Here is a 20,272-nt window from a genome sequence, read left to right on the forward strand (position 1 = left end):
CGGGCACCATCCGGTGCCCGCCGCCGTCGTCAGGGCCTAACTGCCGAGGTTCCGGAACTTCCGTGCCCGCGAGGCCACCAGCTGGGACACGGGCACAGCGGCAACTGAGGCGAGCTCGTACTCGATGGCGTGCGCCATCCGTGCGCAGAACTCGCGCGGTTCGAGGGACGCGTCGTGGCGCTCGTCCACGATGTGGTCCACCAGCCCGTTGGCGTAAAGCGATGCCACGTTGACGCCCTGCGCCTGGGCCATCGCGGGGGCGAAATCCGTGGTGCGGTGGACGATCGCGCTCGCGCCCTCGGGCGGCAGCGGCGACAGCCAGCTGTGTTGGGCCGCGATGGTCCGGTCCGCCGGCAGCAGGGCCAGCGCCCCTCCCCCGGCCCCTTGCCCGAGCAGGACCGAGACCGACGGCGATTCGAGCCCAATCAGTTCATGCAGCGAGCGTGCGATTTCCCCGGCCAGGCCGCCCTCCTCGGCCTCCTGCGAGAGGGCAGCTCCGGCGGTGTCGATGACCGTGAGCAGCGGCAGCCGCAGTTCCTCCGCCAGCTTGGCGCCGCGCCTCGCCTCGCGCAGCGAACCCGGCCCCATCCCGGCGGCGTCCTTCCGCAGCGGGCGGGCGTGGCCCAGCACGATGCAGGACTGGGTGCCGAACCGGGCCAGGGCCAGCAGCAGCCCGGGATCCTTTTCGCCCTGCCCGGTGCCATTGAGCGGGAGGGCGTCGCTGGCGCCGTACTTGAGGAGTTGGCGGAGATCGGGCCGGCGCGGTTGCCGGGAAATTCCGATGGAGGTCCAGGCATCCACCTCGGCGGGCCGGACAGCCAGCGTGGCGGGGGCGTCAGGCCAGGCGGCGGAGCCGGAAGCCCGCCGGGGCATCAGGATATCCAGCGCCCGGCCCACCAGTTCGGCGAGCTTGCCGGGCTCCACCACACCGTCGATCAGGCCCTTGCTGAACAGGTTCTCGGCCACCTGCACGTTGTCCGGGAAGGCTTCGCCGTGCAGCGCCTCGTAGACCCGCGGACCCAGGAACCCCAGTAGGGAGCCGGGCTCGGCCACGTTGATGTGTCCCAGGGATCCCCAGGAGGCCATGACGCCCCCGGTGGTGGGGTGGCGCAGGTAGACCAGGTACGGCAGGCCTGCCTGCCGGTGGGCGCGGACGGCCGCAGTGATCTTGACCATGGACAGGAACGCCAGGGTGCCTTCCTGCATGCGGGTACCACCCGAGGCGGTGCCTGCCAGCAGCGGCAGGCCCTCCGCCGTGGCGCGCTCCACCGCAGCCACGATCCGTTCGGCTGCGGCGTGGCCGATCGAGCCCGCCAGGAAGGAAAATTCGCTCACGATCAGGGCCACCCGGCGGCCGCGGATCAGGCCGGCGCCGGTCAGCACTGATTCGTCAGTGCCGCTGCGTGCCCGCGCCTTGGCAAGATCGGCCGCGTACTCGCCGGTCAGCACCGGCTGCTGCGGTTCGGCATCCCAGGACGTGAAGGAACCGTCGTCCACCACGGCATCCAGCAGTTCGGCGGCGCTGAGGTGGCGCACCTTTTCCGACGTCGGCACGCTATTCAGCCCCGGCCGGGGCGTCCGCGGCGGCGACCGGAACCAGCCCCAGCCACTCCCTGATGGATCCGCCGTCAGCGTCCAGGAGCGGCGGCGCAGCATGGTCCGTCACTGTCGTCTCCGCGGCGTCGCCCTGGGCGAAGAACCGCAGCGGCGGACCGGGCAGGCTGACCGTGCCAAGCAGCGGATGCTCCACATCCACCAGCAGGCCCTGCGAGGCCACCTGCTCCCAGGCGTACACCTCGTCCAGCGAGCGGACCTTCCCTGCAGGGATCCCGGCGTCGTTCAGCTTCCCCAGCAGTTCCACCGCGCCGTACTGGGCGAAGACGCGTTCGACGGCGGCAATCACCTGCTGGCGGTTCCGCACCCTGTCGGCGTTGCTGGCGAAGCCGGGCGCGGCCGGGTCCAGGCCGAAAGCGGCGGCAAAGGAAGCCCACAGCTTCTCACTGCCAACGCTGATCTGGACGCTGCCGTCCTTGCAGTTAAACAGGCCGTAGGGTGCGATGGACGGGTGGTGGTTGCCCTGCGCCTGCGGGACTTCGCCGGCCACTGTGGCGCGGGTGCCCTGGAAGGCGTGGACCCCGATGAGCGAGGCCAGCAGCGACGTGCGGACCACCTTGCCCTGGCCGGTCCGTTCGCGTTCAACCAGTGCGGCCAGCACTCCGGTGGCGCCGTTCATCCCGGCCAGCAGGTCCGCGATCGGGACGCCGACGCGCTGCGGATCGTCCGGACCCGAACCGGTGAGGGACATCAGGCCGGCCTCGCCCTGGAGGATCTGGTCGTAGCCGCTGCGCTGGGATTCCGGACCGTCATGGCCGAAGCCGGTGATGGACAGGATCACCAGCCGCGGGTTGAGCTCGTGCATGGCTGCAGTGGAGAAGCCCAGCCGGTCCATGACGCCGGGGCGGAAGTTCTCAATCACCACGTCCGCCCGTTCCAGCAGCCCGCGGAGCACTGCCTGCCCGTCACCGCTTTTCAGGTCCAGGCTGATGGATTCCTTGTTGCGGTTGCAGGACATGAAATAGGTGGACTGCAGGTCATCCTCGGGGCCCACGAAGGGCGGGCCCCAGCCGCGGGTGTCATCGCCGGTTCCGGGGTTCTCCACCTTGATGACGCGGGCACCGAGGTCGGCGAGCATCATGCCGGCGTGCGGGCCGGCCAGGGCACGGCTCAGGTCGACGACGGTATGCCCAGCCAGGGGGCCTTGCTGGCGGTCAGCTGCATTCATGTGCTGGTTCCTTTACTGAAGTGCCGCGGGGTGCCGGCGGCGGATGGAAACTGTGATGGCTACAGCCAGCCGGGGACTACCAGGGCCAGCCAGGCAAGGACTGGCCCGGCAACTATGACGATGCCGCTGTAGCCCAGGATCTGCTTGTAGAACTTGTCTTTGTCCACGCCCTCGGGCGCGTTGGCCAGGACCAGGGCGCCGTTGGTGGAGAAGGGCGAGACGTCCACGATCGTGGCGGCCACAGCCAGTGCGCAGATGACCCCGACCGCGCCGATTTCGCCGGTGGACAGGAAGGGCACGGCGAGCGGGATGAGTGCTGCCAGGATGGCGGTGGAGGATGCGAAGGCCGAGACGATGGCGCCGATGAAGCAAATGAGGAGTGCTGCAACGAGGGGCATGCCCATGCCGGCCACACCGTTGGAAACGAATTCGATGGTGCCTGCCTCTTCGAGCACGCCAACGAAGGTCAGCATGCCGCAGATCAGCAGCACGGTGGACCAGCTGATCTTGTTGATGGCACCCTTCTGGGCTGCGGGCGAGACGAGGGCCAGGACAATCGCGATGGTGATGGACACAAAACCGACGTCCATCTTGAAGCCCAGGGCGACGACGGCGAGGACCACCAGGCCGGCGATGGTGACCAGCTGCGGGATCCGCTCGGAGCGCTCCCTGGTGGCGGCGACGCCGTCGCCTGCGGGGTCGCGGGGGCCGTACATCCCGGAACCGAAGCCCTTGAAGGCGACGTCCGTGCCGGCCTTGGCACCGACGCTGACGGACATCCGGGCTTCGGCAGCCTGCTCCACGAAGTGGCCCACCCGGGAGGTCAGCAGCGTCCGGCCGCCCAGGACCACGAAGAGCACGACGGCGATCACGATGTTGAAGATCAGGCTGCTCAGGAACAGCGCCGTGGGGCTGAAGGCGAGGTCCGTCTTGGCGATGATGCCGTTGACGGTGACGCCGTAGACCGCGATGGGCGAGAACCCGCCGGCCTGGGCGCCGTGGATCACCATCATGCCCATCAGCAGCGGGCTGATCTTGTACTTGCCGGCAAAGCTGAGGGCGATGGGAGCGATGATCGCGACGGCGGCCGGGGACAGCGCACCGACGGCGGTGATGACGGCCGTGATGGCAAACATTACCCAGGGAATGAGGGCAACTCGGCTGCCCACCAGCCTGACGGCGCCGCGGACCAGGAGGTCGATGGTGCCGTTGTTCTGCGCGATGGCGAACAGGTAGGTGACGCCGACAATCGTCAGGAAGAGGCCACCGGGGAAGTTGGCCAGGATCTCATTCGTGGACATGCCCAGCACCAGGGCGCCCAGCAGGAAGGCACCCACGAAGGCGAGCGCACCCATATTGAGCGGCAGCACGGTGGCAAGCAGGAACATCGCCGCCAGGATGATGATCGATAGAACAGGAGCGGACATCGTTGGTCCTCCATTGGGGAAAGAAAAGTGTGACGTGAGTTACTGGCTCACTGGACTAGCCTCTTAGACAGTGAGTCTATCTGTCAATAGCAGGTCGCTGTATTCTTAGGGGACCGACGATGTAGCGAGGGCTTTGTGGAGAAGACAGCACGGCTGGGACTGGAACGGGTTTCGCGGCCAAGGCTTTACGAACAGCTGGTGGAGCAGATCCTTGCCTATATCGAATCGGCGCAGCTGAAACCCGGCGACCTCCTGCCGGCCGAGCGCGACCTCGCCGAACGGCTGGGGGTTTCACGCGCCACCCTGGCCCAGGCACTCGTGGCGCTGGAGGTTCTTGGCGTCATCGATGTCCAGCACGGCACGGGAGCGGTACTCGCCCGCCGGCCCAGTGTGGCATCCGTCATCAAGGGCCTCCGCGAGCACCGGAGCCGGCTGCCGGAAATCGTCGAGGCACGCAGCACGCTGGAAGGAAAGCTGGCCGCACTGGCCGCTTCGAGGCGTACTGATGAGGACCTGAAGGCGATCGATCACGCCCTTGAGGTCATGGCTACGGAAATCAGCGACGGCGACCGCGGCACGCGCGGCGACGAGCTCTTCCACGAAGCGATCACCGCAGCCGCGCATTCCTCGGTGCTGGCGCAGCTCATGGCATTCATCGCCGAGATGATCCTGGAAACGCGGATGGAATCCCTCGGCCAGCCGGGGCGGCCGGAACAGTCACTGGCCTCGCACCGGCGGATCGCCGACGCCATCCGGGACAAGGACCCGGAGGCCGCGGCGGAGGCGATGCTGGCGCACATCGAACTGGTGTCCGACGTCGAACTCCTCCGCTGACCCGGCTCCCCCATCTGCGGTTTTAACGGCAGATGCCCTATCAGATGTGGTTCCTAAAACCGGGTTCTAGGTACCACATCTGATAGGGCATCCGGGGTGGGGGGGTGGTCAATACCCGTAACTGGAGGACGAGTACGACGCCAGCCCGATGATGAGCAGCAGCCAGAAGCCGCCGTATCCCAGCAGGCAGAGGTAGCCCAGGACCAGGCCGGTGATGGACATGCCCTTGCCCGCAGGTTCGCGCTTGAGGGCCATGTGGCCAGTAATGATGGCAGCAAGCTGCGGAAGCATCAGCCATCCCATGATCACGGACGCGATGCCGCACACCATGCTGGCGATGCTGAGGGTCTTGGGCTCGGCCTGCATGCCATAGTAGGCGGGCTGTCCATACTGGGCCTGCTGGCCGTAGGGGCCCGGCTGTCCGTAGGGGCTGGCGCCGCCATACTGGTTGCCGTACTGGTCATTGCCATACTGCGGGCCGCCGTATTGGTTGCTGCCGTACTGCGCGGAAAGGCCCGGGTACAGCGGCGGCGGGGGAACATCGGAGCCCGGCGCGCTGGATCCGTGCGGCGGCACGAACGGCGGCGGTTCATACCCCGACGGCGGCGCGGGCGGAGTGCCGTCGCTGCCGGACGGGTTGTGCCACTGGGAGTCAGGGCGCTGGGAAGGCTGGTCAGTCATGGTTGTCCCCCTGGAAATGTTGCTTCCAGCCTATCGCCTGCGGCGGGTTTCCGGGTGCCGTCAGTGCAGGACCAGCTTGGCGGCCAGGCCAAGCATGACGATGCCGATTCCAAGGTCCAGGAACCGCCAGGTACGGGGGCTGCCGAGAACCCCGGACAGCGCCCGGGCCCCGTACCCCAGCGCAGAGAACCAGGCCACGCTGCCGGCAACTGCGCCGCCGGCGAAGATCCACCGGAGGTCCGGGCCCTGCTGGTTGGCCAGGCTGCCGAGGAGCACCACCGTGTCCAGGTAGACGTGGGGGTTCAGGAAGGTCAACGCCACCGTGCTGGCCACCACCGATCCCTTCGACCGGGGTGCGCCCTGCGCCAGGGCCGACGGTTTCAGCGCCGAGATGAAGGAGCGCACCGCGAACCAGGCCAGATAGGCAGCCCCGCCCCAGCGAAGAACTTCGAGGGCTTGGGGAAAACGGGTCACCAGTGCACCGATGCCGGCAGTCCCGCCCAGGATCAGCGCAGCATCACCGGCCATGCACACCGCAACCACTACGCCGATGTGCTCACGGCGGACTCCTTGGCGGAGCACGAAGGCGTTCTGGGCACCGATGGCCACAATCAGGGCCAGCCCCGTCAGCATCCCGGTGATTCCCGTCATCAACATGCACTCGACAGTACGGATCGCGCCATCTGAAGACAAACGATTGATTCTTCACTACCATTAGAATTTCTTCATGAATCTCGGGCATCTCCGCGCACTCGTGGCCGTCATCGACGAAGGCACCTTTGAGGCAGCGGCCGATCTCCTGCGCGTCACCCCGTCCGCCGTCAGCCAGCGCATCAAGGCGCTGGAGGCTTCTACCGGGCAGGTCCTGGTGCGCCGGCGGGTCCCGTGCGTTCCCACCGACGCCGGGGCAGTGCTGCTCCGGATGGCACGGCAGGTGCAGGTACTTGAGGCGGAAGCGTCAACCGCACTGGGCACCGCCACTGCCTCCCGCGCTGTCCTGCCGGTGGCCATCAACGCGGATTCGCTGGCCACCTGGTTCGTTCCCGTCCTCGCCGTGGCCGCCACGTGGCAGGACACCACCCTGGACCTTCACGTCGAGGACCAGGGTTTCAGCAGCCAGCTCCTGCGCCAGGGTGACGTCATGGGTGCCGTCACCTCCGATCCCGTCCCCGTCAGCGGTTGCCGGGTGGAGTTGCTGGGCCACATGCGGTACGTTCCGGTGGCCGCGGCCGCCCTGCGCCAACGGTTCGACAAGGGCAGCACGGTGGACTGGGCCAGGATGCCGGTCCTGAAATTCAATGCCAAGGACAACCTGCAGCGCGGACTGCTCGCGGAGAAGGGCGTCGGGCAGGTTCCGCCTACCCACACCGTTCCGTCATCGGAAGGGTTCCTCGCGGCCATCAAAGCCGGCCTGGGTTGGGGCATGCTCCCTGAACTGCAACTCGGCAACGACTTGGCCGACAGCTCGCTGGTCCTCCTCGGGAAGAACGCCCATGAGGATGTTCCGCTCTACTGGCAATCCTGGTCAGTGGACTCGGAGCGGCTCCGCCGGATGGGCGAGGCGGTCCGCGTCGCCAGCCGTGGCAAGCTGCGCACGGCCGCCCCGGAGAACGGCCGCAACGCCGGCAGCAAAATCAGCGCGTCCAGAACGGCAGGACGTAGACCGCGAAAATAACAAAGGCCGCCAGGAGGGCGAGCCGGCCGGCGCTGGTGCCGCCCCGCACCTGGTATTTCCCGCTCCGGTTCCGGCCGGCAGCGGTTCGAGCCGCTCCGCCGGCGGCCGACGCCGGGATGGCACGCCCGGCGGGATGCCGGGAAACACTGCCGTTCCGGCTACGGTCAGGACCCGCTGCGCGGTCATTATCCGTGCCGCGACGGTCCGGACCGGGAGCGCCCGTCCTCGGGCCGGCGTTTCCCGGACCGGCCGGCGGGAGGCCTCCCGCCGGCCGCACGACGGTTCCGGGCCGGACATTCCGGAACGCCGTGATGCCGGGCTCCTGCTCGTGGCTAAGTTCCTCCCCCAAGTGGGCATAGAGTCCCACCACGGCTTGGTGGTCCAGTACCGGCGGCAGCGCCTCGATGGCTCCCACCACGCGCTGGCTGCCTGCGACGGCGACATCGGAGTTCGTCACGCCAAAGAGGTCAGGCTGGGCGGCCATGCAGATCAGCGGCCGGACCAGCCGGCGGTGCGGCGGCGACAGTACGGAGGCGACGGCGGCGCACTGGGCCAGTGCGCCTTCCACTGCCTGGGTCCGCGCGTAGCGTCCCTGCCAGAGTACTCCGGATGCCACCCGCACCTCGCCGGTCCAGTTTTTGGAATCGACCACCACCACGCCTCCTGGCCCCACCAGGACATGGTCCAGGTTGGCCTTGGGCCGGCCGGGCCAGTGCACATCATGCAGCACGTACCAGCCGTGCGGAACCAGTTCGCTGAGCTTGTCCGCCACCACCCGTTCGCCCACGGCCCCGGCATCCCACGCCTTCGTGGAGCGCTCGGCCGCATCCAGCCTGCGCTTGAGCCTCGCCACCCGTTCAGCGGCCAGCCTGGACTGTTCGGCTGCCCCGTCTCCTGCCCCCATGGTGCGTCCCTGCTTCCGTGCCGGATGGGCGAAAGGCGGCAGGCCGCCGTCGTCCCCTGCTGTGGTCTGTTCGAGCCGTGAGGCTGTGGATAGCCTTCCGGATTTTTCGAAAGTAACAGCGCGCGCAGGGGCCGGTATATAGGTACTTTTCGGGGCATGTACTCAGGTTGGCTACTTGGTTAGCGGCACGGTTTCGATGACGTGCCGCCGTCACAGGGAGCGGAATGTGGGCCTGCCGTTTTGACTCCGGCGAGGTTCTGGCATGCTAGGTCCCATGGCTAGCCGCGCGGGTACACTTGCCCAACCCCAGGACCTTGTTGACATCACAGCGCTCCTCGACGCGTACTACGACATCTCGCCGGACCTGGGTGACCCAGGCCAGCGCGTGGTGTTCGGCACGTCGGGCCACCGCGGATCGAGCCTGAAGGCCTCGTTTAATGAAAAGCACATCGTGGCCATCACCCAGGCCATCGTCGAGTACCGGGCGGCCCAGGGCGTCACCGGACCCCTGTTCCTTGCCAAGGACACCCACGCCCTGAGCGAGCCGGCACAGAACTCGGCCCTCGAGGTCCTTGCCGCCAACGGCGTCCAGGTCCTGGTCGATGCCCGGCACGGCTACACGCCCACCCCGGCACTGAGCCACGCGATCCTCACCTACAACCGGAACGCCGGCGCCGGCGCCCCGCAGGCTGACGGAATCGTGGTCACCCCCAGCCACAACCCGCCGGCCGACGGCGGCTTCAAGTACAACCCGCCGCACGGCGGCCCCGCCGACTCGGACGCCACCGGCTGGATCGCCAACCGCGCCAACGAACTGCTGGAAAACGGCCTGCGCGGCGTCAAGCGCATCCCGCTGGCCGACGCCCAGGCAGCGGACACCACGGGCAAGTTCGATTTCCTCTCCAGCTACGTGGACGATCTTCCGTCCGTCCTGAACCTGGACGCCATCCGCGACGCCGGGGTCCGGATCGGGGCAGACCCCATGGGCGGCGCCTCCGTGGACTACTGGGGCGAAATCGCCGAACGCCACCACCTGAACCTCACCGTGGTGAACCCCACGGTGGACCCGCAGTGGGCGTTCATGACCCTGGACTGGGATGAGAAGATCCGCATGGACTGCTCGTCGCCGTCGGCCATGGCCTCGCTGATCCAGCGGATGACCGTTGGCGCCGACGGGTCCACCGCCTACGACATCGCCACGGGCAACGACGCGGACGCGGACCGGCACGGCATTGTCACCCCTGACGGCGGGCTGATGAACCCGAACCACTACCTCGCCGTGGCCATCGACTACCTGTACCGCAACCGCAGCGGCTGGAACCCGGCCTCGGTGGTGGGCAAGACCCTGGTGTCCTCCTCCATCATCGACCGCGTAGCAGAAAGCCTGGGCCGCAAGCTGGTGGAGGTTCCCGTGGGCTTCAAGTGGTTCGTGCCCGGCCTGCTCTCCGGCGAAGGAGCCTTCGGCGGAGAGGAATCTGCAGGAGCATCCTTCAACAAGCTGGACGGCAGCGTCTGGACCACGGACAAGGACGGCATCCTGCTGGCCCTGCTCGCGTCCGAGATCACCGCCGTCACCGGCAAGTCGCCGTCGCAGCTGTACAAGGGCCTGACGGACCAGTTCGGCGCACCCGTCTACGCCCGGATCGACGCCGCCGCCACGCGTGAGCAGAAGTCGGCACTCGGCAAGCTCTCGCCGTCGGACGTCACGGCGACGGAACTGGCTGGCGAGGCGATCACCGCCAAGCTCACAGAAGCTCCCGGCAACGGTGCTTCCATCGGCGGCCTGAAGGTGGTCACGGAGAACGCCTGGTTCGCCGCCCGCCCGTCCGGCACCGAGGACGTCTACAAGATCTACGCCGAGTCCTTCAAGGGCGAGGAGCACCTGAAGCAGGTCCAGGCCGAGGCCAAAGCCCTGGTGGACAGCGTCATCGCCTGATTTAACGCCAGATGCCCTATCACTTATGGTTCCTATCCATGCCGGATGGGGACCATAAGTGATAGGGCATCTTGGGTTTAGGGGTTAGACGGTGCGGACGGCCTCGTCGTAGGAGAACTTGGGCTTGGCGGCGCCCCAGGCTTCCTCACCGGGCTGGCCGATGTTGACCACCAGGAAGCTCTTCTGGTCGCCGGCCGGGAAGAAGGCGGCGTCGATGGCGGCGAAGTCGGCGCCGGTCATGGGGCCCGCGGCGAAGCCCAGCGAGCGGACGGCAAGGATGAAGTAGCCGGCCTGCAGGTGGGCGTTGTTGTTGCCGGTGCTTGCGGCCAGGGCGGGATCTGCGTCGTACATGGCCTTGGGGGCGTTGTAGCCGGGGAGGAAGCTGTCCCACTTACCGGCCCAGTCCGTCTCGTAGCTGAGGATGGCCACCAGCGGAGCGGAGGCGGTCTTGGCCTGGTTGCCGCGGGAAAGGGTGTCCACCAGGGTGGCGCGGGCCTCGTCCGAGCGGACGTAGGTGACGCGCAGCGGCTGGGAGTTGAACGCGGTGGGGCCGAACTTGGTCAGTTCGTAAATGGCCTGGGCCTGCTCCTCGGTGACTTCACCGGTGAAGGAGTTGGCGGTACGGGCCTGGGCGAAGATGGCGTCAACGGCTGCCGAATCGATAACCGCTTCTTGATGGGCAATGGTCATTCGCGTACCTTTCGCTGCGGCTCCCCCCGCCTGCCGGGGTGGGCCTCTGGTTGCTTTCCATAGTTGCAACTTCAACTGCTTGCCGCCTCTTCCCGTGACGGCAGGTGATGTTGGCCACAGCAGATCCCGGCGCCTCCGGGCAGCTACGGACGGCAGCCTCCCCGCAGGGCTGGCGGTATTCTGGAGCAAGTTGATCTTCGCCCCCTCGCGGCACCCCCTGAAAGGCATTCCTTCCCATGAGCATGCTCGGAATCAAATGGAAGCTGCACGGCACCGGCAAAACCATCAAGCCCGGCCACGTGGTGGCACCCGATGAGCGTTTGGCCTGGCCGCTGACCATCGGCGTGGGCATGCAGCACGTGGTGGCCATGTTCGGCGCCACGTTCCTGGTGCCCATCATCACCGGCATGCCGCCGGCCACCACCCTGTTCTTCTCGGGCATCGGGACGCTGCTGTTCCTGGTGGTCACCAAGGGACGGGTGCCCAGCTACCTGGGCTCGAGCTTCGCGTTCATCGCACCGATCACCGCCTCGCAGGCACAGTTCGGCATTCCCGGCGCACTGGGCGGCGTTGTCCTCGCCGGCGCCACCCTCGCCCTGGTGGGCGCCGTGGTGCAGAAGTTCGGCGCCGGTTGGATCAACCGGCTCATGCCGCCGATCGTCACCGGCGCCATCGTGGCGCTGATCGGCCTGAACCTCGCGCCCGCAGCGAAGCAGAACTTCGACGCCGCCCCCATCACCGCCGTCGTCACCCTGGCCACGATCATCCTGGTCAGCGTCCTGTTCCGCGGGATCCTGGGCCGGCTGAGCATCCTGGTGGGCGTGGTGGTGGGCTACCTGGTGGCCATGCTCCGCGGCGAGGTCAGCTACGACAAAATGGACGCCGCCGCATGGGTGGGCCTGCCGCATTTCCAGACCCCGGAGTTCCATATCGGCGTCCTGGGCCTGTTCGTTCCCGTGGTGCTGGTGCTGGTGGCGGAGAACATCGGCCACGTGAAGTCCGTTGCAGCCATGACGGGCCAGAACCTCGACGGCGTCTCCGGACGCGCGCTGATGGCCGACGGCGCCGCGACGGTCCTCGCCGGCTTCGGTGGCGGATCCGGCACCACCACCTACGCCGAGAACATCGGCGTCATGGCCGCCACCAAGGTCTATTCGACCGCGGCCTACTGGGTGGCTGGCATGTTCGCCATCCTCCTGAGCTTCTCGCCGAAGTTCGGCGAACTGATCGCCACGGTCCCGCCGGGCGTGCTGGGCGGCGCCGCCACCATGCTGTACGGCATGATCGGCATCCTCGGTGTGAAGATCTGGGTGCAGAACAAGGTGAACTTCTCCAACCCCGTCAACCTGACCACGGCCGCCGTCGCACTGATCATCGGCATCGCCGACTACACCTGGACCATCGGGGACCTGAAGTTCACCGGTATCGCCCTGGGCTCCGCCGCGGCATTGGTGATCTACCACGGCATGCGGGCCATCGCGAAGGCCCGCGGAACAGTGGCCGAGCCCGAAACCGAGCAGGGTGGGCTGCCACCGGCGGTCAAGTCTGCGCTGAACGCGGCAACGAAGCGCGGCCCCAAGAAGCGCTAATCCCCCCTTCCGATAGCCGTTCCGGACAGCCCGTGTAGGGTGAAAGGACGTCAAGCACAACGTCTGGGGGATCTATGCTTGAGAGTTTCATGCGGCTGCCTAAATCGACGCCGCCGGCAAACCACCGCCACGTCCAGCAGGGGGATCTGCCTTCCGGCCAGATCTACACCCTGGATCCGGTACCCCTGAGCCGCGTGGCAGGATGCGTCCTCGCGGTCCTCCTCAGCGGCTGGATGCTGGCAGTGCCGATTGCCCTGATTGACCGCCTCAAGGACGCTTCCGGGCCCGGAACCGCCGTCCTGACCGGAGGCATTATTGTCTTCGTCTTGGTCACCGCGGGCCTCGGCGGTTTCCGCTTCTTCAACGCCAGGGACGTCCGGAGGCGTTTGTCCGGCGCCCTTATTGCGGCCCTGGCTGCAACCGTCACCGCGGCAGCAGCTTCTGCGCTGCTGCCCGAATACGGCCTCCTGCTGGCTGTTCCGGGCCTGTTGGTTGGAGTGCCTGCGCTCGTCGCGCTGGCAACGGACCACCGCAGGCACCGAGCTCCCGCAACCGGGGACTAGGCGGCCTGCCCCTGCGGCGCCGGGCCGCCCGTCACTCCTGAGTTCATGCCCGCCACGGGATGGCCTGGCGGAAACGGTCCCGGCCGGCCCAGCCCGAAGATGGGCCCGGGCAGCGGACGCTTGGCGGTCAGCGATTCGTCCTCAGGATGCAGGATCCGCCGCAGGATCCACGGTACGAAGTACTGCCGCGCCCACACCAGGTCCTCTGCCCGCGCGTGCTTCCAGCCCTGGTCCGGGAGGGGTTTGGGCTGGAAGGGCTCAAGGGTGTGCGGGACGCCCAGGGCGTTGAGCGTGGCCACCGCAACCGAGTGGTGGCCCAGCGGGGAAAGGTGCAGCCTGTCCGGGTCCCACATTGAAGCGTGCTGGAGTTCCGGCAGGCACCAAAGGTCCACCATGACGCAGTGGTGCCGGGCACCGATGGTGTGGATGTTCTCGTTATAGACGGCCACTTTGCCGCGGATTGTGCTGAAGACGGGCGTGTTGCCCCAGTCCGGCCCGGCGTAGAGGAGGACGGTGGCGCCCGTAGCTGCCAGCACCCCGACGGCCGCGTCCAGCTTTTCGGCCAGTTTGTCCGGGTTCCCGCGTTTGAAGAGGATGTCGTTCCCGCCGCCGGACATGGCGATGAGGTCCGGCTTCAAAGCCAGCGCAGGTGCCAGCTGCCGGTCGAGGATCTGCCGCAGCAGCATTCCCCGCACGGCCAGGTTGGCGTAGGCGAAGTCCGGCTGCCCGTCGCTGAGTTCCTCCGCCGCCCGGTCCGCCCAGCCGCGCAGCCCGCCCAGGCTGCGCGGTTCGGGATCGCCAATACCTTCGGTGTAGGAGTCGCCCAGGGCGACGAAACGGTGCCAGGGATGCAGCCCCTGGGTCCCGCCTGTCCTGTTCAGCCCACGATCGTCGGTGATCATGCCGTTCTCCTTCCCGCGGTTGGACGCGGACGCTGCTTCCTTGCAGCCCCCGCCCTTGGGGCGCCCTGTGAGGCGTGCCCCAGCTCGGCCGCCGGCGCAGGCTCGAAGCCCGTGACGCCGTCGTACGTTTCCGGCGATGGTGCCGCCGGCGCCGGACCTGGACGGCCCATCCCGGCGTTGGGCGCGACGACGTTGAGCGCCGCATCCCGCAGGTCCAGTTCGTGATGGACCGCCTGGGTCTGCAGGAACCTCAGCGCGCCCTCACGGCTTAGCCCGTACTCGTTCATGAGGCTGCGGACAGCCAGGTCCACCAGCACCAGGGAGCTTTGCACGACGGCGATGCCCGCGGTGGCCTCGGCACGTTCGCCGACGCGCACCACCACGCGCAGCGCCCGGGCCACCTGGTGGACGTAGGTGCGGCAGCGGACAAGATCGTCGCTGGTGAATGTATGCGCGGCGGCCGCGTAAAGGTTAATGGCGGCACTCGCCCCGCCTTCGGAGGCGATGGGCGCGGACAGCAGGGACTGCACACCATGGCCCGCGGCAGCACTGGAGTATCCGGGCCAGCGCCAGTCCCGGCTGAGGTCGGAGAGAAGGACGAACTCGCCTGTACGCATGGCTTCCATGACGGGGCCGTCCGCGAACGAACACTGCTCGCGGTCCGCCTCGCGCGCCTGCTCGGTACTCGCCGCGAGGGTGTGGGATTTTCCCAGCCTGAAAAGGGTGGCCGCCCAGCCGATGCCGCGTTGTTCACCCTTGATGTCCCCCATGAACTCATGGGTGACTTCCCAGAGATAGTTCTCAACGTCCTTGCTGTCGAAAACGGGCTCCGGGGGCGATGGAAGCGGTCCCCAGCCAACCTGCCCCGAGGGTTCAGCGGCCATGTTCCACGCCTAGGGTTGAAACGCTCAGGCCCACTGCAAAACCTCCTCTAAGAATACGACCCGGAAGCGCCGTATTGGGAGGTCAGGACCGCAGGTTTAGGGGAACCCGCAGGCACCCCTATCCTTGGCAGGTGACCATTACCCAAGCTGTGCTTTCCTTCGCCGTGGTTGCCGGGCTGCTGACGCTGGTTCCGGGCATTGACACGGCGCTGGTGCTACGTTCATCCCTCACCAGGTCCCGGGCCTACGCATTCTCCACCGCGCTGGGCATCAGCACCGGCGCGATGGTGTGGGGCATTGCCGCCGCGGTGGGAGTCTCCGCCCTGCTCGCCGCCTCGCAGTTCGCCTACCAGGCCCTCACGCTGGCCGGCGCGGCGTACATGGTGTGGCTGGGCGGGTCCCTGCTCTGGAAGAGCCGGAAAGCGGGACCGGCTGCCGCTGCGGCCTCCATGGGAGCCGAACAGGGAGAACCTGCCGGCACCCCTGCGGGCGGCAATACCGCCGGCACAGCGAAGGGCAACGCCGGCGGGCGGCAGCTCTTCAGGGGTTGGCTCACCGGCACCGGCACCAACCTGCTCAACCCCAAGGTGGGTGTCTTCTACATCGCCACCATCCCGCAGTTCATCCCGCAGGGCAGTTCCCCGCTGCTGATGGGCGTCCTCCTGGCGGGCGTCCACTGCGCCCTGACCATGGTGTGGTTCGCCGGGCTGATCTTCGGCGCCGGTTACGCGTCAAAGTGGCTCAACGGCCCCCGCAGCATCCGGGTGATCGACCGGATCACCGGAACTGTCCTGGTCGGTTTCGGGCTCAAGCTCGCGCTCGAACCGCGGCACTGACGGGCCGTCCCCTAGCGCACCTCGATGTCCAGCGCCTGGAACCCGTCCGCCGAATGCCGGCCCACCAGGATCCGGAACGTACCCGGCTCAACCTGCCAGCCGCCGTCGTAATGGGCGAAGGCGCGCGCCGGAATCCTGACCTCCACGCTGGCCGTCCCGCCGGCGGCCAGATGCGTTCCGGCGTAGCCCGCGAGCCAGCGTACGGGCCGCTCCACCGCTGACTCCGGTCGCTCAAGGTAGACCTGCACCACCTCACGGCCGGCCCGTGTGCCGGTGTTGCGGACGGGGACGTGAACCACCACGTCCTTGCCGGCCGGAACGGACTGGGAAGCGTGCGGCGTGCAGAGTTCGAACGTGGTGTAGCCCAGCCCGTAGCCGAACGGCAGCGCCGGGGCGGCGCCGCCGGCGGCCTGCTGCTTCAGCCAGGCCCGGTACCCCACGTGGATGCCCTCGGAGTAGACCACCTTGCCGTCCACGGGCGTGGTGTCCAGGACCGGGACGTCCTCCAGCGCCGCGGGCCAGGTGGTGGGCAGCCGACCGCCCGGCTCCTCGGCCCCGAGGAGGATATCCGCGACGGCGCGGCCGAATTCCTGTCCCCCGAACCAGCCCAGCAGCACCGCACCCACCCGGTCCAGCCACGGCATGAGCACCGGCGAGCCGGAGTTCACCACCACCACGGTGCGCGGATTGGCGGCGGCCACCGCTTCCACCAGCCGGTTCTGGTGGCCGGGAAGGTCAAGGTCCTTGCGGTCGAAGCCTTCGGACTCGATGGCGGCGCTGGTGCCCACCACCACCACGGCAACATCCGCTGACCTGGCAGCCTCCACCGCTGCATCGATGTCCGCCTGCGGGTCCGCCGCCACGGTTTCCTCGCCCAGCAGGATCGCGGTGAACGGAATGGCCTGCTCGGCCGGCAATTCGAAGAGCGCCTCGATCCGCACCCGCTCACCTGCCTCGGTTTCGATGGCATGCACGGTTCTGGGCGGATCGAAAAGCGCAGCGCCGAGGACCTCGGTATCGTCCTCGATGTCCCCGCTGAAGACCTCGTTCCCCCGAAGCGAGAAGTGGATCCTGCCCACCGTACCCAGGCCCAGGTGGTGCGTGCCCGCCGAGGGTGCCGTCCAGTCGGTTTCCATCCGGATGGCGGCGGCGCCGTCAGGGATGCCGATGCCGAACCAGATCAGGTGGGATGCCAGCCGGTCCTCGCCGGAAAGTTCGGTGCCGTCAGCGGCCAGGAACGTGACGCGCAGGCCGGGGACGTTGGACACCGGGTTGTGGAGCGAGGTCCGCGGGAAGGCCTGCAGGCCCTCGGCCACCTTGGCGCCGCGGTGGTACGAGACGGTCACGTTGGCTGGCAAGGCCTCGCGCAGGCCGTCCAGCGGCGAGATGTTCTGTTTGGGCATGACGGTGGCGCTGCCGCCGCCTTGGGTCCGTGCTTCCTCCGCGTTGTGGCCGCTCACGGCAACGCTGGCCAGCGCTGCCGGGTCCAGGGGCAGCAGGCCGCCGCGGTTCCGGACCAGGACAGCGCCGCGGACAGCCACTTCGCGGGCGACGGCGGCGGCGTTGAGGGGTGCCGGCAGTTCCATTACGGCGGGGCTGACGCCGTCGAGCGAGCCTACGCGGGCCGCCAGCCGGAGGATGCGCACCACCTTGTCCAGGATGGTGGATCGGTTGACGCGGCCGTCCTCGACGGCGGCCAGCAGCTTGGGTCCCCAGTGCCCCACGGGGCCCGGCATCTCCAGGTCCTGATGGGCGTTGGCGGCGTCAACGGAGCGGACGCCGGTCCAGTCGGACACTACTACGCCGTCGAAGCCCCACTCGGTGGACAAAGGGGTTTCCAGGAGATCGTTTTCGCTGGCGGTGGTGCCGTTGATGGAGTTGTAGGAGCTCATCACCAGCCAGGCCCGGGCCTCGGTGACGGCGTCTTCGAAGGCGGCGAGGTAGAGCTCGCGCAGGGGCCGCTCGTCCACCACGGAGTCGGAGGTAAAACGGTCCGTTTCGGCTTCGTTCGCCAGGTAGTGCTTGGGGGTTGCACCCACTCCCATGGACTGCACGCCTGCCACGTACCCGGCGGCGATGGTGGCGGTCAGCCTTGGGTCCTCGCTCATGCACTCAAAGTGCCTGCCGCCCAGCGGGGAACGGTGCAGGTTGATGGTGGGGCCCAGCACCGCGTGGACGCCTTTGCGCCGGGCTTCCTGGCCCAGCACCTGGCCGTAGCGGCGGGCAAGATCGACGCTCCACGTTGCGGACAGGGCAGACGACGACGGCAGCGAGACCGAGTCGTGCCGCTCATCAAAGTCCTCCCCGCGGACGCCGGCAGGGCCGTCCGACATCACCACGCGGGACAGCCCGATGGCTGGAACGGCGTGCGTGGACCAGACGTCCGCGCCGGTCAGCAACTGGACCTGCTGCTCCAGGGTGAGGCTTTGCGCGAGGTCCCTGATCCGGGCTTCGGCGTCCGGGGAGCCGACGGCTGGGACGGTGGCGGCGGCGGGCAGGGTGGGGTTCATGGGGCTCCTTGACGTAGTGGAAAAATCGTAGCCGCTAAAACCGAGTATGACTAGGCTTTCGCCGCGCTCCGTGAAATACACTGGCTTCCGTGACCCCGAACAAGCCGCGCGGACAGTACGCCAAGGGAGCGGAACGCCGCGAACAGATCATCCAGACCGCAACCGATGTGTTCGCCACCGATGGCTTTGAGGGCACCGCCCTCAAACGGGTGGCTGAGCTGGTGGGCGTCAGGGAGGCCACCCTGTTCCACTACTTCAGCGGCAAGCAGGAACTGCTGACCGCGGTCCTGGCCGAGCGGGACAGGCGTGGGCTTGCGGACACGCCGGCAAGGGAGGCCGGGCTGGCGCTGATGGCGCCGATAGCTGCCAGGAACCGGACCCAGCCGGGGCTCACCACGCTCTACGCGGTAGCCTCCGCCACGGCCAGCAACCCGGGGCATGATTCGCACGGCTACTTCCAGGAGCGGTTCGCCTCCGTGGTCCGCGCCCTGGAGGAGGACATCCGGGAACGGCAGGCGGCAGGCGGGGTCAGGTCCGATATTTCGCCCACCGACCTGGCCAGGCTGGTGGTGGCAGTGTCTGACGGGCTGCAGCTGCAGTGGCTCTATGACAAGGACGTGGACATGGCGGCCGGGCTCACCACCTTCATCGACGTCCTGCTCAAGCCGCCCGCCTGAGCCCTAAGTGCCAGCTGGCGAGCCAGGCCGCTCGGTCCAGCCTGCGGCCTAGCCGGCGATGGCGTTGCCGGCGAGGGTGGCTTCAATGACTGCCGGCGAAAGCACGTGCTGGGTGACCATCTGGCTGGCCCCCAGGATGGCCGCCTGGCCGCCGGCCATGGAAATGCCGATACGCAGGTGCGTGGTGGCCAGCGGCAGCGACCGCCGGTAGACCACTTCACGGATGCCGGCCACCAGGTGCTCGCCGGCCTCCCCCACGCTCCCGCCAATAACGATCATGGACGGATTCAGCAGGTTGACCACGGTGGCCAGCACGTCCCCAACGTCCCGGCCCGCCTGGCGCAGCGCCTGGATGGCCTGCAGGTTACCTTCGGCCACGAGCCGCAGGACGTCGCCGCCCGTCTTTGCTTCCAGCCCATGGGCCTGGAGCTGGCGCGCGACGGCGGGACCTGACGCGAGCGCTTCCAGGCACCCGTAGTTGCCGCAACGGCACAGGACGTCGTCGCCGCGGGGGACGCGGACGTGGCCAAGGTCGCCGGCGGTGCCGTTGGCGCCGCGCTGCAGCTCGCCGCTGCTGATGATGCCGGCACCGATTCCCGTGGCCACCTTGATGAAGAGGAAGTTCTGGTGCTCAGGCCAGTGCGCCGTGCGTTCGCCGAGCGCCATGATGTTCACGTCGTTGTCCACCAGCACGGGAACCGGCAGCTGCCGCTGGACGTAGGGGACGACGTCGAACCCGTCCCAGCCAGGCATGATGGGCGGCTTAACCGGGCGTCCGGTGTCATGCTCAACGGGGCCCGGAAGGCCGATGCCGACGCCGGCGAGGTCGCCCAGCTCGCGTCCTGCTTCGGCCAGGAGTTCCTTGCCGGCGGCGATGACGCGGCCCAGGACAACGGCCGGGCCGTCCGCCACTTCCTGCGCAAACCGTCGTTCGCCGAGGATGCTGCCGCCCAGGTCGGTCACGGCAACAATCACGTGGGTGGCGCCGACGTCGACGGCCAGCACCACGCGGGCCTCAGGCTTGAAGGCAAAGCGCGACGGCGGCCTGCCGCCGCTCGAATTCGCCTCGCCGGCCGGGCCCACGAGGCCGGAGCCGATGAGCGCGTCGATGCGGGACGCCACGGTTGACCTCGCAAGCCCAGTGGTAAGGGCCAATTCGGCACGGGTCCGGGCCTGGCCATCGCGAAGGAGCTGGAACAGGTCACCAGCGCGCGAAAGGTTGCCGGCATCGGCTTCCCTTGCAGGCAATTTTCCTGTGGCTGGAGTCATGTACAAGTCATAACACGCAGACTTGACGCTGTCACGAATACAGAAGACTGATTTGAAGCAAACGACTTTTGCTTGACTCTCGTCAAAAGTAGTCCTAGGTTGTGACGGGAAGC

18 protein-coding genes are annotated in these 20,272 nt (G+C 67.9%); 7 read left to right on the forward strand and 11 right to left on the reverse strand.

From position 1 onward, the window contains the following. Positions 1–36 precede the first annotated feature (36 nt). Genes UC32_RS12035 through UC32_RS12045 form a run of 3 tightly spaced genes read right to left on the reverse strand, consistent with a single transcriptional unit; the run spans position 37 to position 4,209 of the window. A complete protein-coding gene (locus tag UC32_RS12035; RefSeq protein ID WP_045731455.1) occupies positions 37–1,554 on the reverse strand; it encodes a carboxyl transferase domain-containing protein in 1,518 nt (505 codons plus the stop codon). A gap of 1 nt (position 1,555) precedes the next feature. Further along, positions 1,556–2,782, reverse strand: coding sequence for a CaiB/BaiF CoA transferase family protein (locus tag UC32_RS12040; protein ID WP_045731456.1), 1,227 nt, complete (start codon positions 2,780–2,782; stop codon positions 1,556–1,558). A gap of 59 nt (positions 2,783–2,841) precedes the next feature. Next, positions 2,842–4,209, reverse strand: coding sequence for an SLC13 family permease (locus tag UC32_RS12045; protein ID WP_045731457.1), 1,368 nt, complete (start codon positions 4,207–4,209; stop codon positions 2,842–2,844). Positions 4,210–4,344: 135 nt separating this feature from the next. On the opposite strand from UC32_RS12045, the gene UC32_RS12050 reads away from it, so the two are divergent. Further along, the gene (locus UC32_RS12050) at positions 4,345–5,043 is read left to right on the forward strand and encodes a FadR/GntR family transcriptional regulator (RefSeq protein ID WP_045731458.1); all 699 of its coding nucleotides are present in this window, start codon (positions 4,345–4,347) and stop codon (positions 5,041–5,043) included. Positions 5,044–5,151: 108 nt separating this feature from the next. Here UC32_RS12050 and UC32_RS12055 read toward each other — a convergent pair whose 3' ends face one another. Both UC32_RS12055 and UC32_RS12060 read right to left on the reverse strand, forming a co-directional pair. Next, entirely contained in the window at positions 5,152–5,724 is a 573-nt protein-coding gene (locus UC32_RS12055) for a DUF4190 domain-containing protein (protein WP_045731459.1), read from the reverse strand. A gap of 60 nt (positions 5,725–5,784) precedes the next feature. Next, on the reverse strand, positions 5,785–6,357 hold the full coding sequence (locus tag UC32_RS12060; protein WP_045731580.1) for a LysE/ArgO family amino acid transporter: 573 nt from the start codon (positions 6,355–6,357) through the stop codon (positions 5,785–5,787). Positions 6,358–6,451: 94 nt separating this feature from the next. Between UC32_RS12060 and UC32_RS12065 the strand changes: the two genes are divergently transcribed. Then, the gene (locus UC32_RS12065) at positions 6,452–7,399 is read left to right on the forward strand and encodes a LysR family transcriptional regulator ArgP (RefSeq protein WP_045731460.1); all 948 of its coding nucleotides are present in this window, start codon (positions 6,452–6,454) and stop codon (positions 7,397–7,399) included. On the opposite strand, the gene UC32_RS12070 is transcribed toward UC32_RS12065, so the two are convergent. After that, positions 7,359–8,303, reverse strand: a complete 945-nt coding sequence (locus UC32_RS12070) for a nuclease-related domain-containing protein (protein ID WP_045731461.1) — start codon at positions 8,301–8,303, stop codon at positions 7,359–7,361. The two genes, UC32_RS12065 and UC32_RS12070, sit on opposite strands and share 41 nt — an antisense overlap. Before the next feature lie 274 nt (positions 8,304–8,577). On the opposite strand from UC32_RS12070, the gene pgm reads away from it, so the two are divergent. Next, positions 8,578–10,239: a phosphoglucomutase (alpha-D-glucose-1,6-bisphosphate-dependent) gene (gene pgm / locus UC32_RS12075; RefSeq protein ID WP_200896380.1), complete on the forward strand. Its 1,662-nt coding sequence runs from the start codon at positions 8,578–8,580 to the stop codon at positions 10,237–10,239. Positions 10,240–10,323: 84 nt separating this feature from the next. On the opposite strand, the gene UC32_RS12080 is transcribed toward pgm, so the two are convergent. Further along, positions 10,324–10,929, reverse strand: coding sequence for a malonic semialdehyde reductase (locus UC32_RS12080; RefSeq protein ID WP_045731463.1), 606 nt, complete (start codon positions 10,927–10,929; stop codon positions 10,324–10,326). A gap of 236 nt (positions 10,930–11,165) precedes the next feature. Between UC32_RS12080 and UC32_RS12085 the strand changes: the two genes are divergently transcribed. Next, positions 11,166–12,518 carry a uracil-xanthine permease family protein gene (locus UC32_RS12085; protein WP_045731464.1) on the forward strand — a complete coding sequence of 451 codons (1,353 nt, stop codon included), beginning with the start codon at positions 11,166–11,168 and terminating at the stop codon, positions 12,516–12,518. A 74-nt stretch (positions 12,519–12,592) separates the two neighbouring features. Further along, on the forward strand, positions 12,593–13,081 hold the full coding sequence (locus UC32_RS12090) for a hypothetical protein (protein ID WP_235423657.1): 489 nt from the start codon (positions 12,593–12,595) through the stop codon (positions 13,079–13,081). Here the strand turns inward: UC32_RS12090 and UC32_RS12095 are convergent. Then, positions 13,078–13,983 (reverse strand): SGNH/GDSL hydrolase family protein, encoded by a 906-nt coding sequence (locus tag UC32_RS12095; RefSeq protein ID WP_045731465.1) that lies wholly within the window; start codon positions 13,981–13,983, stop codon positions 13,078–13,080. The genes UC32_RS12090 and UC32_RS12095 overlap by 4 nt on opposite strands. After that, the gene (locus UC32_RS12100) at positions 13,980–14,867 is read right to left on the reverse strand and encodes a GAF domain-containing protein (protein WP_045731466.1); all 888 of its coding nucleotides are present in this window, start codon (positions 14,865–14,867) and stop codon (positions 13,980–13,982) included. Before UC32_RS12100 ends, UC32_RS12095 begins: the two co-directional genes overlap by 4 nt. Before the next feature lie 131 nt (positions 14,868–14,998). Between UC32_RS12100 and UC32_RS12105 the strand changes: the two genes are divergently transcribed. Then, positions 14,999–15,703, forward strand: coding sequence for a LysE family translocator (locus tag UC32_RS12105; protein WP_045731467.1), 705 nt, complete (start codon positions 14,999–15,001; stop codon positions 15,701–15,703). Positions 15,704–15,714: 11 nt separating this feature from the next. On the opposite strand, the gene UC32_RS12110 is transcribed toward UC32_RS12105, so the two are convergent. Next, positions 15,715–18,213, reverse strand: a complete 2,499-nt coding sequence (locus tag UC32_RS12110; protein WP_045731468.1) for a beta-glucosidase family protein — start codon at positions 18,211–18,213, stop codon at positions 15,715–15,717. 89 nt (positions 18,214–18,302) lie between these two features. On the opposite strand from UC32_RS12110, the gene UC32_RS12115 reads away from it, so the two are divergent. After that, a complete protein-coding gene (locus tag UC32_RS12115; protein WP_045731469.1) occupies positions 18,303–18,890 on the forward strand; it encodes a TetR/AcrR family transcriptional regulator in 588 nt (195 codons plus the stop codon). Between the two features lie 48 nt (positions 18,891–18,938). Here UC32_RS12115 and UC32_RS12120 read toward each other — a convergent pair whose 3' ends face one another. Further along, positions 18,939–20,159: an ROK family transcriptional regulator gene (locus UC32_RS12120; protein WP_045731470.1), complete on the reverse strand. Its 1,221-nt coding sequence runs from the start codon at positions 20,157–20,159 to the stop codon at positions 18,939–18,941. Between the last annotated feature and the right edge of the window lie 113 nt (positions 20,160–20,272).

The sequence above is a fragment of the Pseudarthrobacter chlorophenolicus genome (assembly GCF_000962805.1).
Lineage (GTDB): Bacteria > Actinomycetota > Actinomycetes > Actinomycetales > Micrococcaceae > Arthrobacter > Arthrobacter chlorophenolicus_A.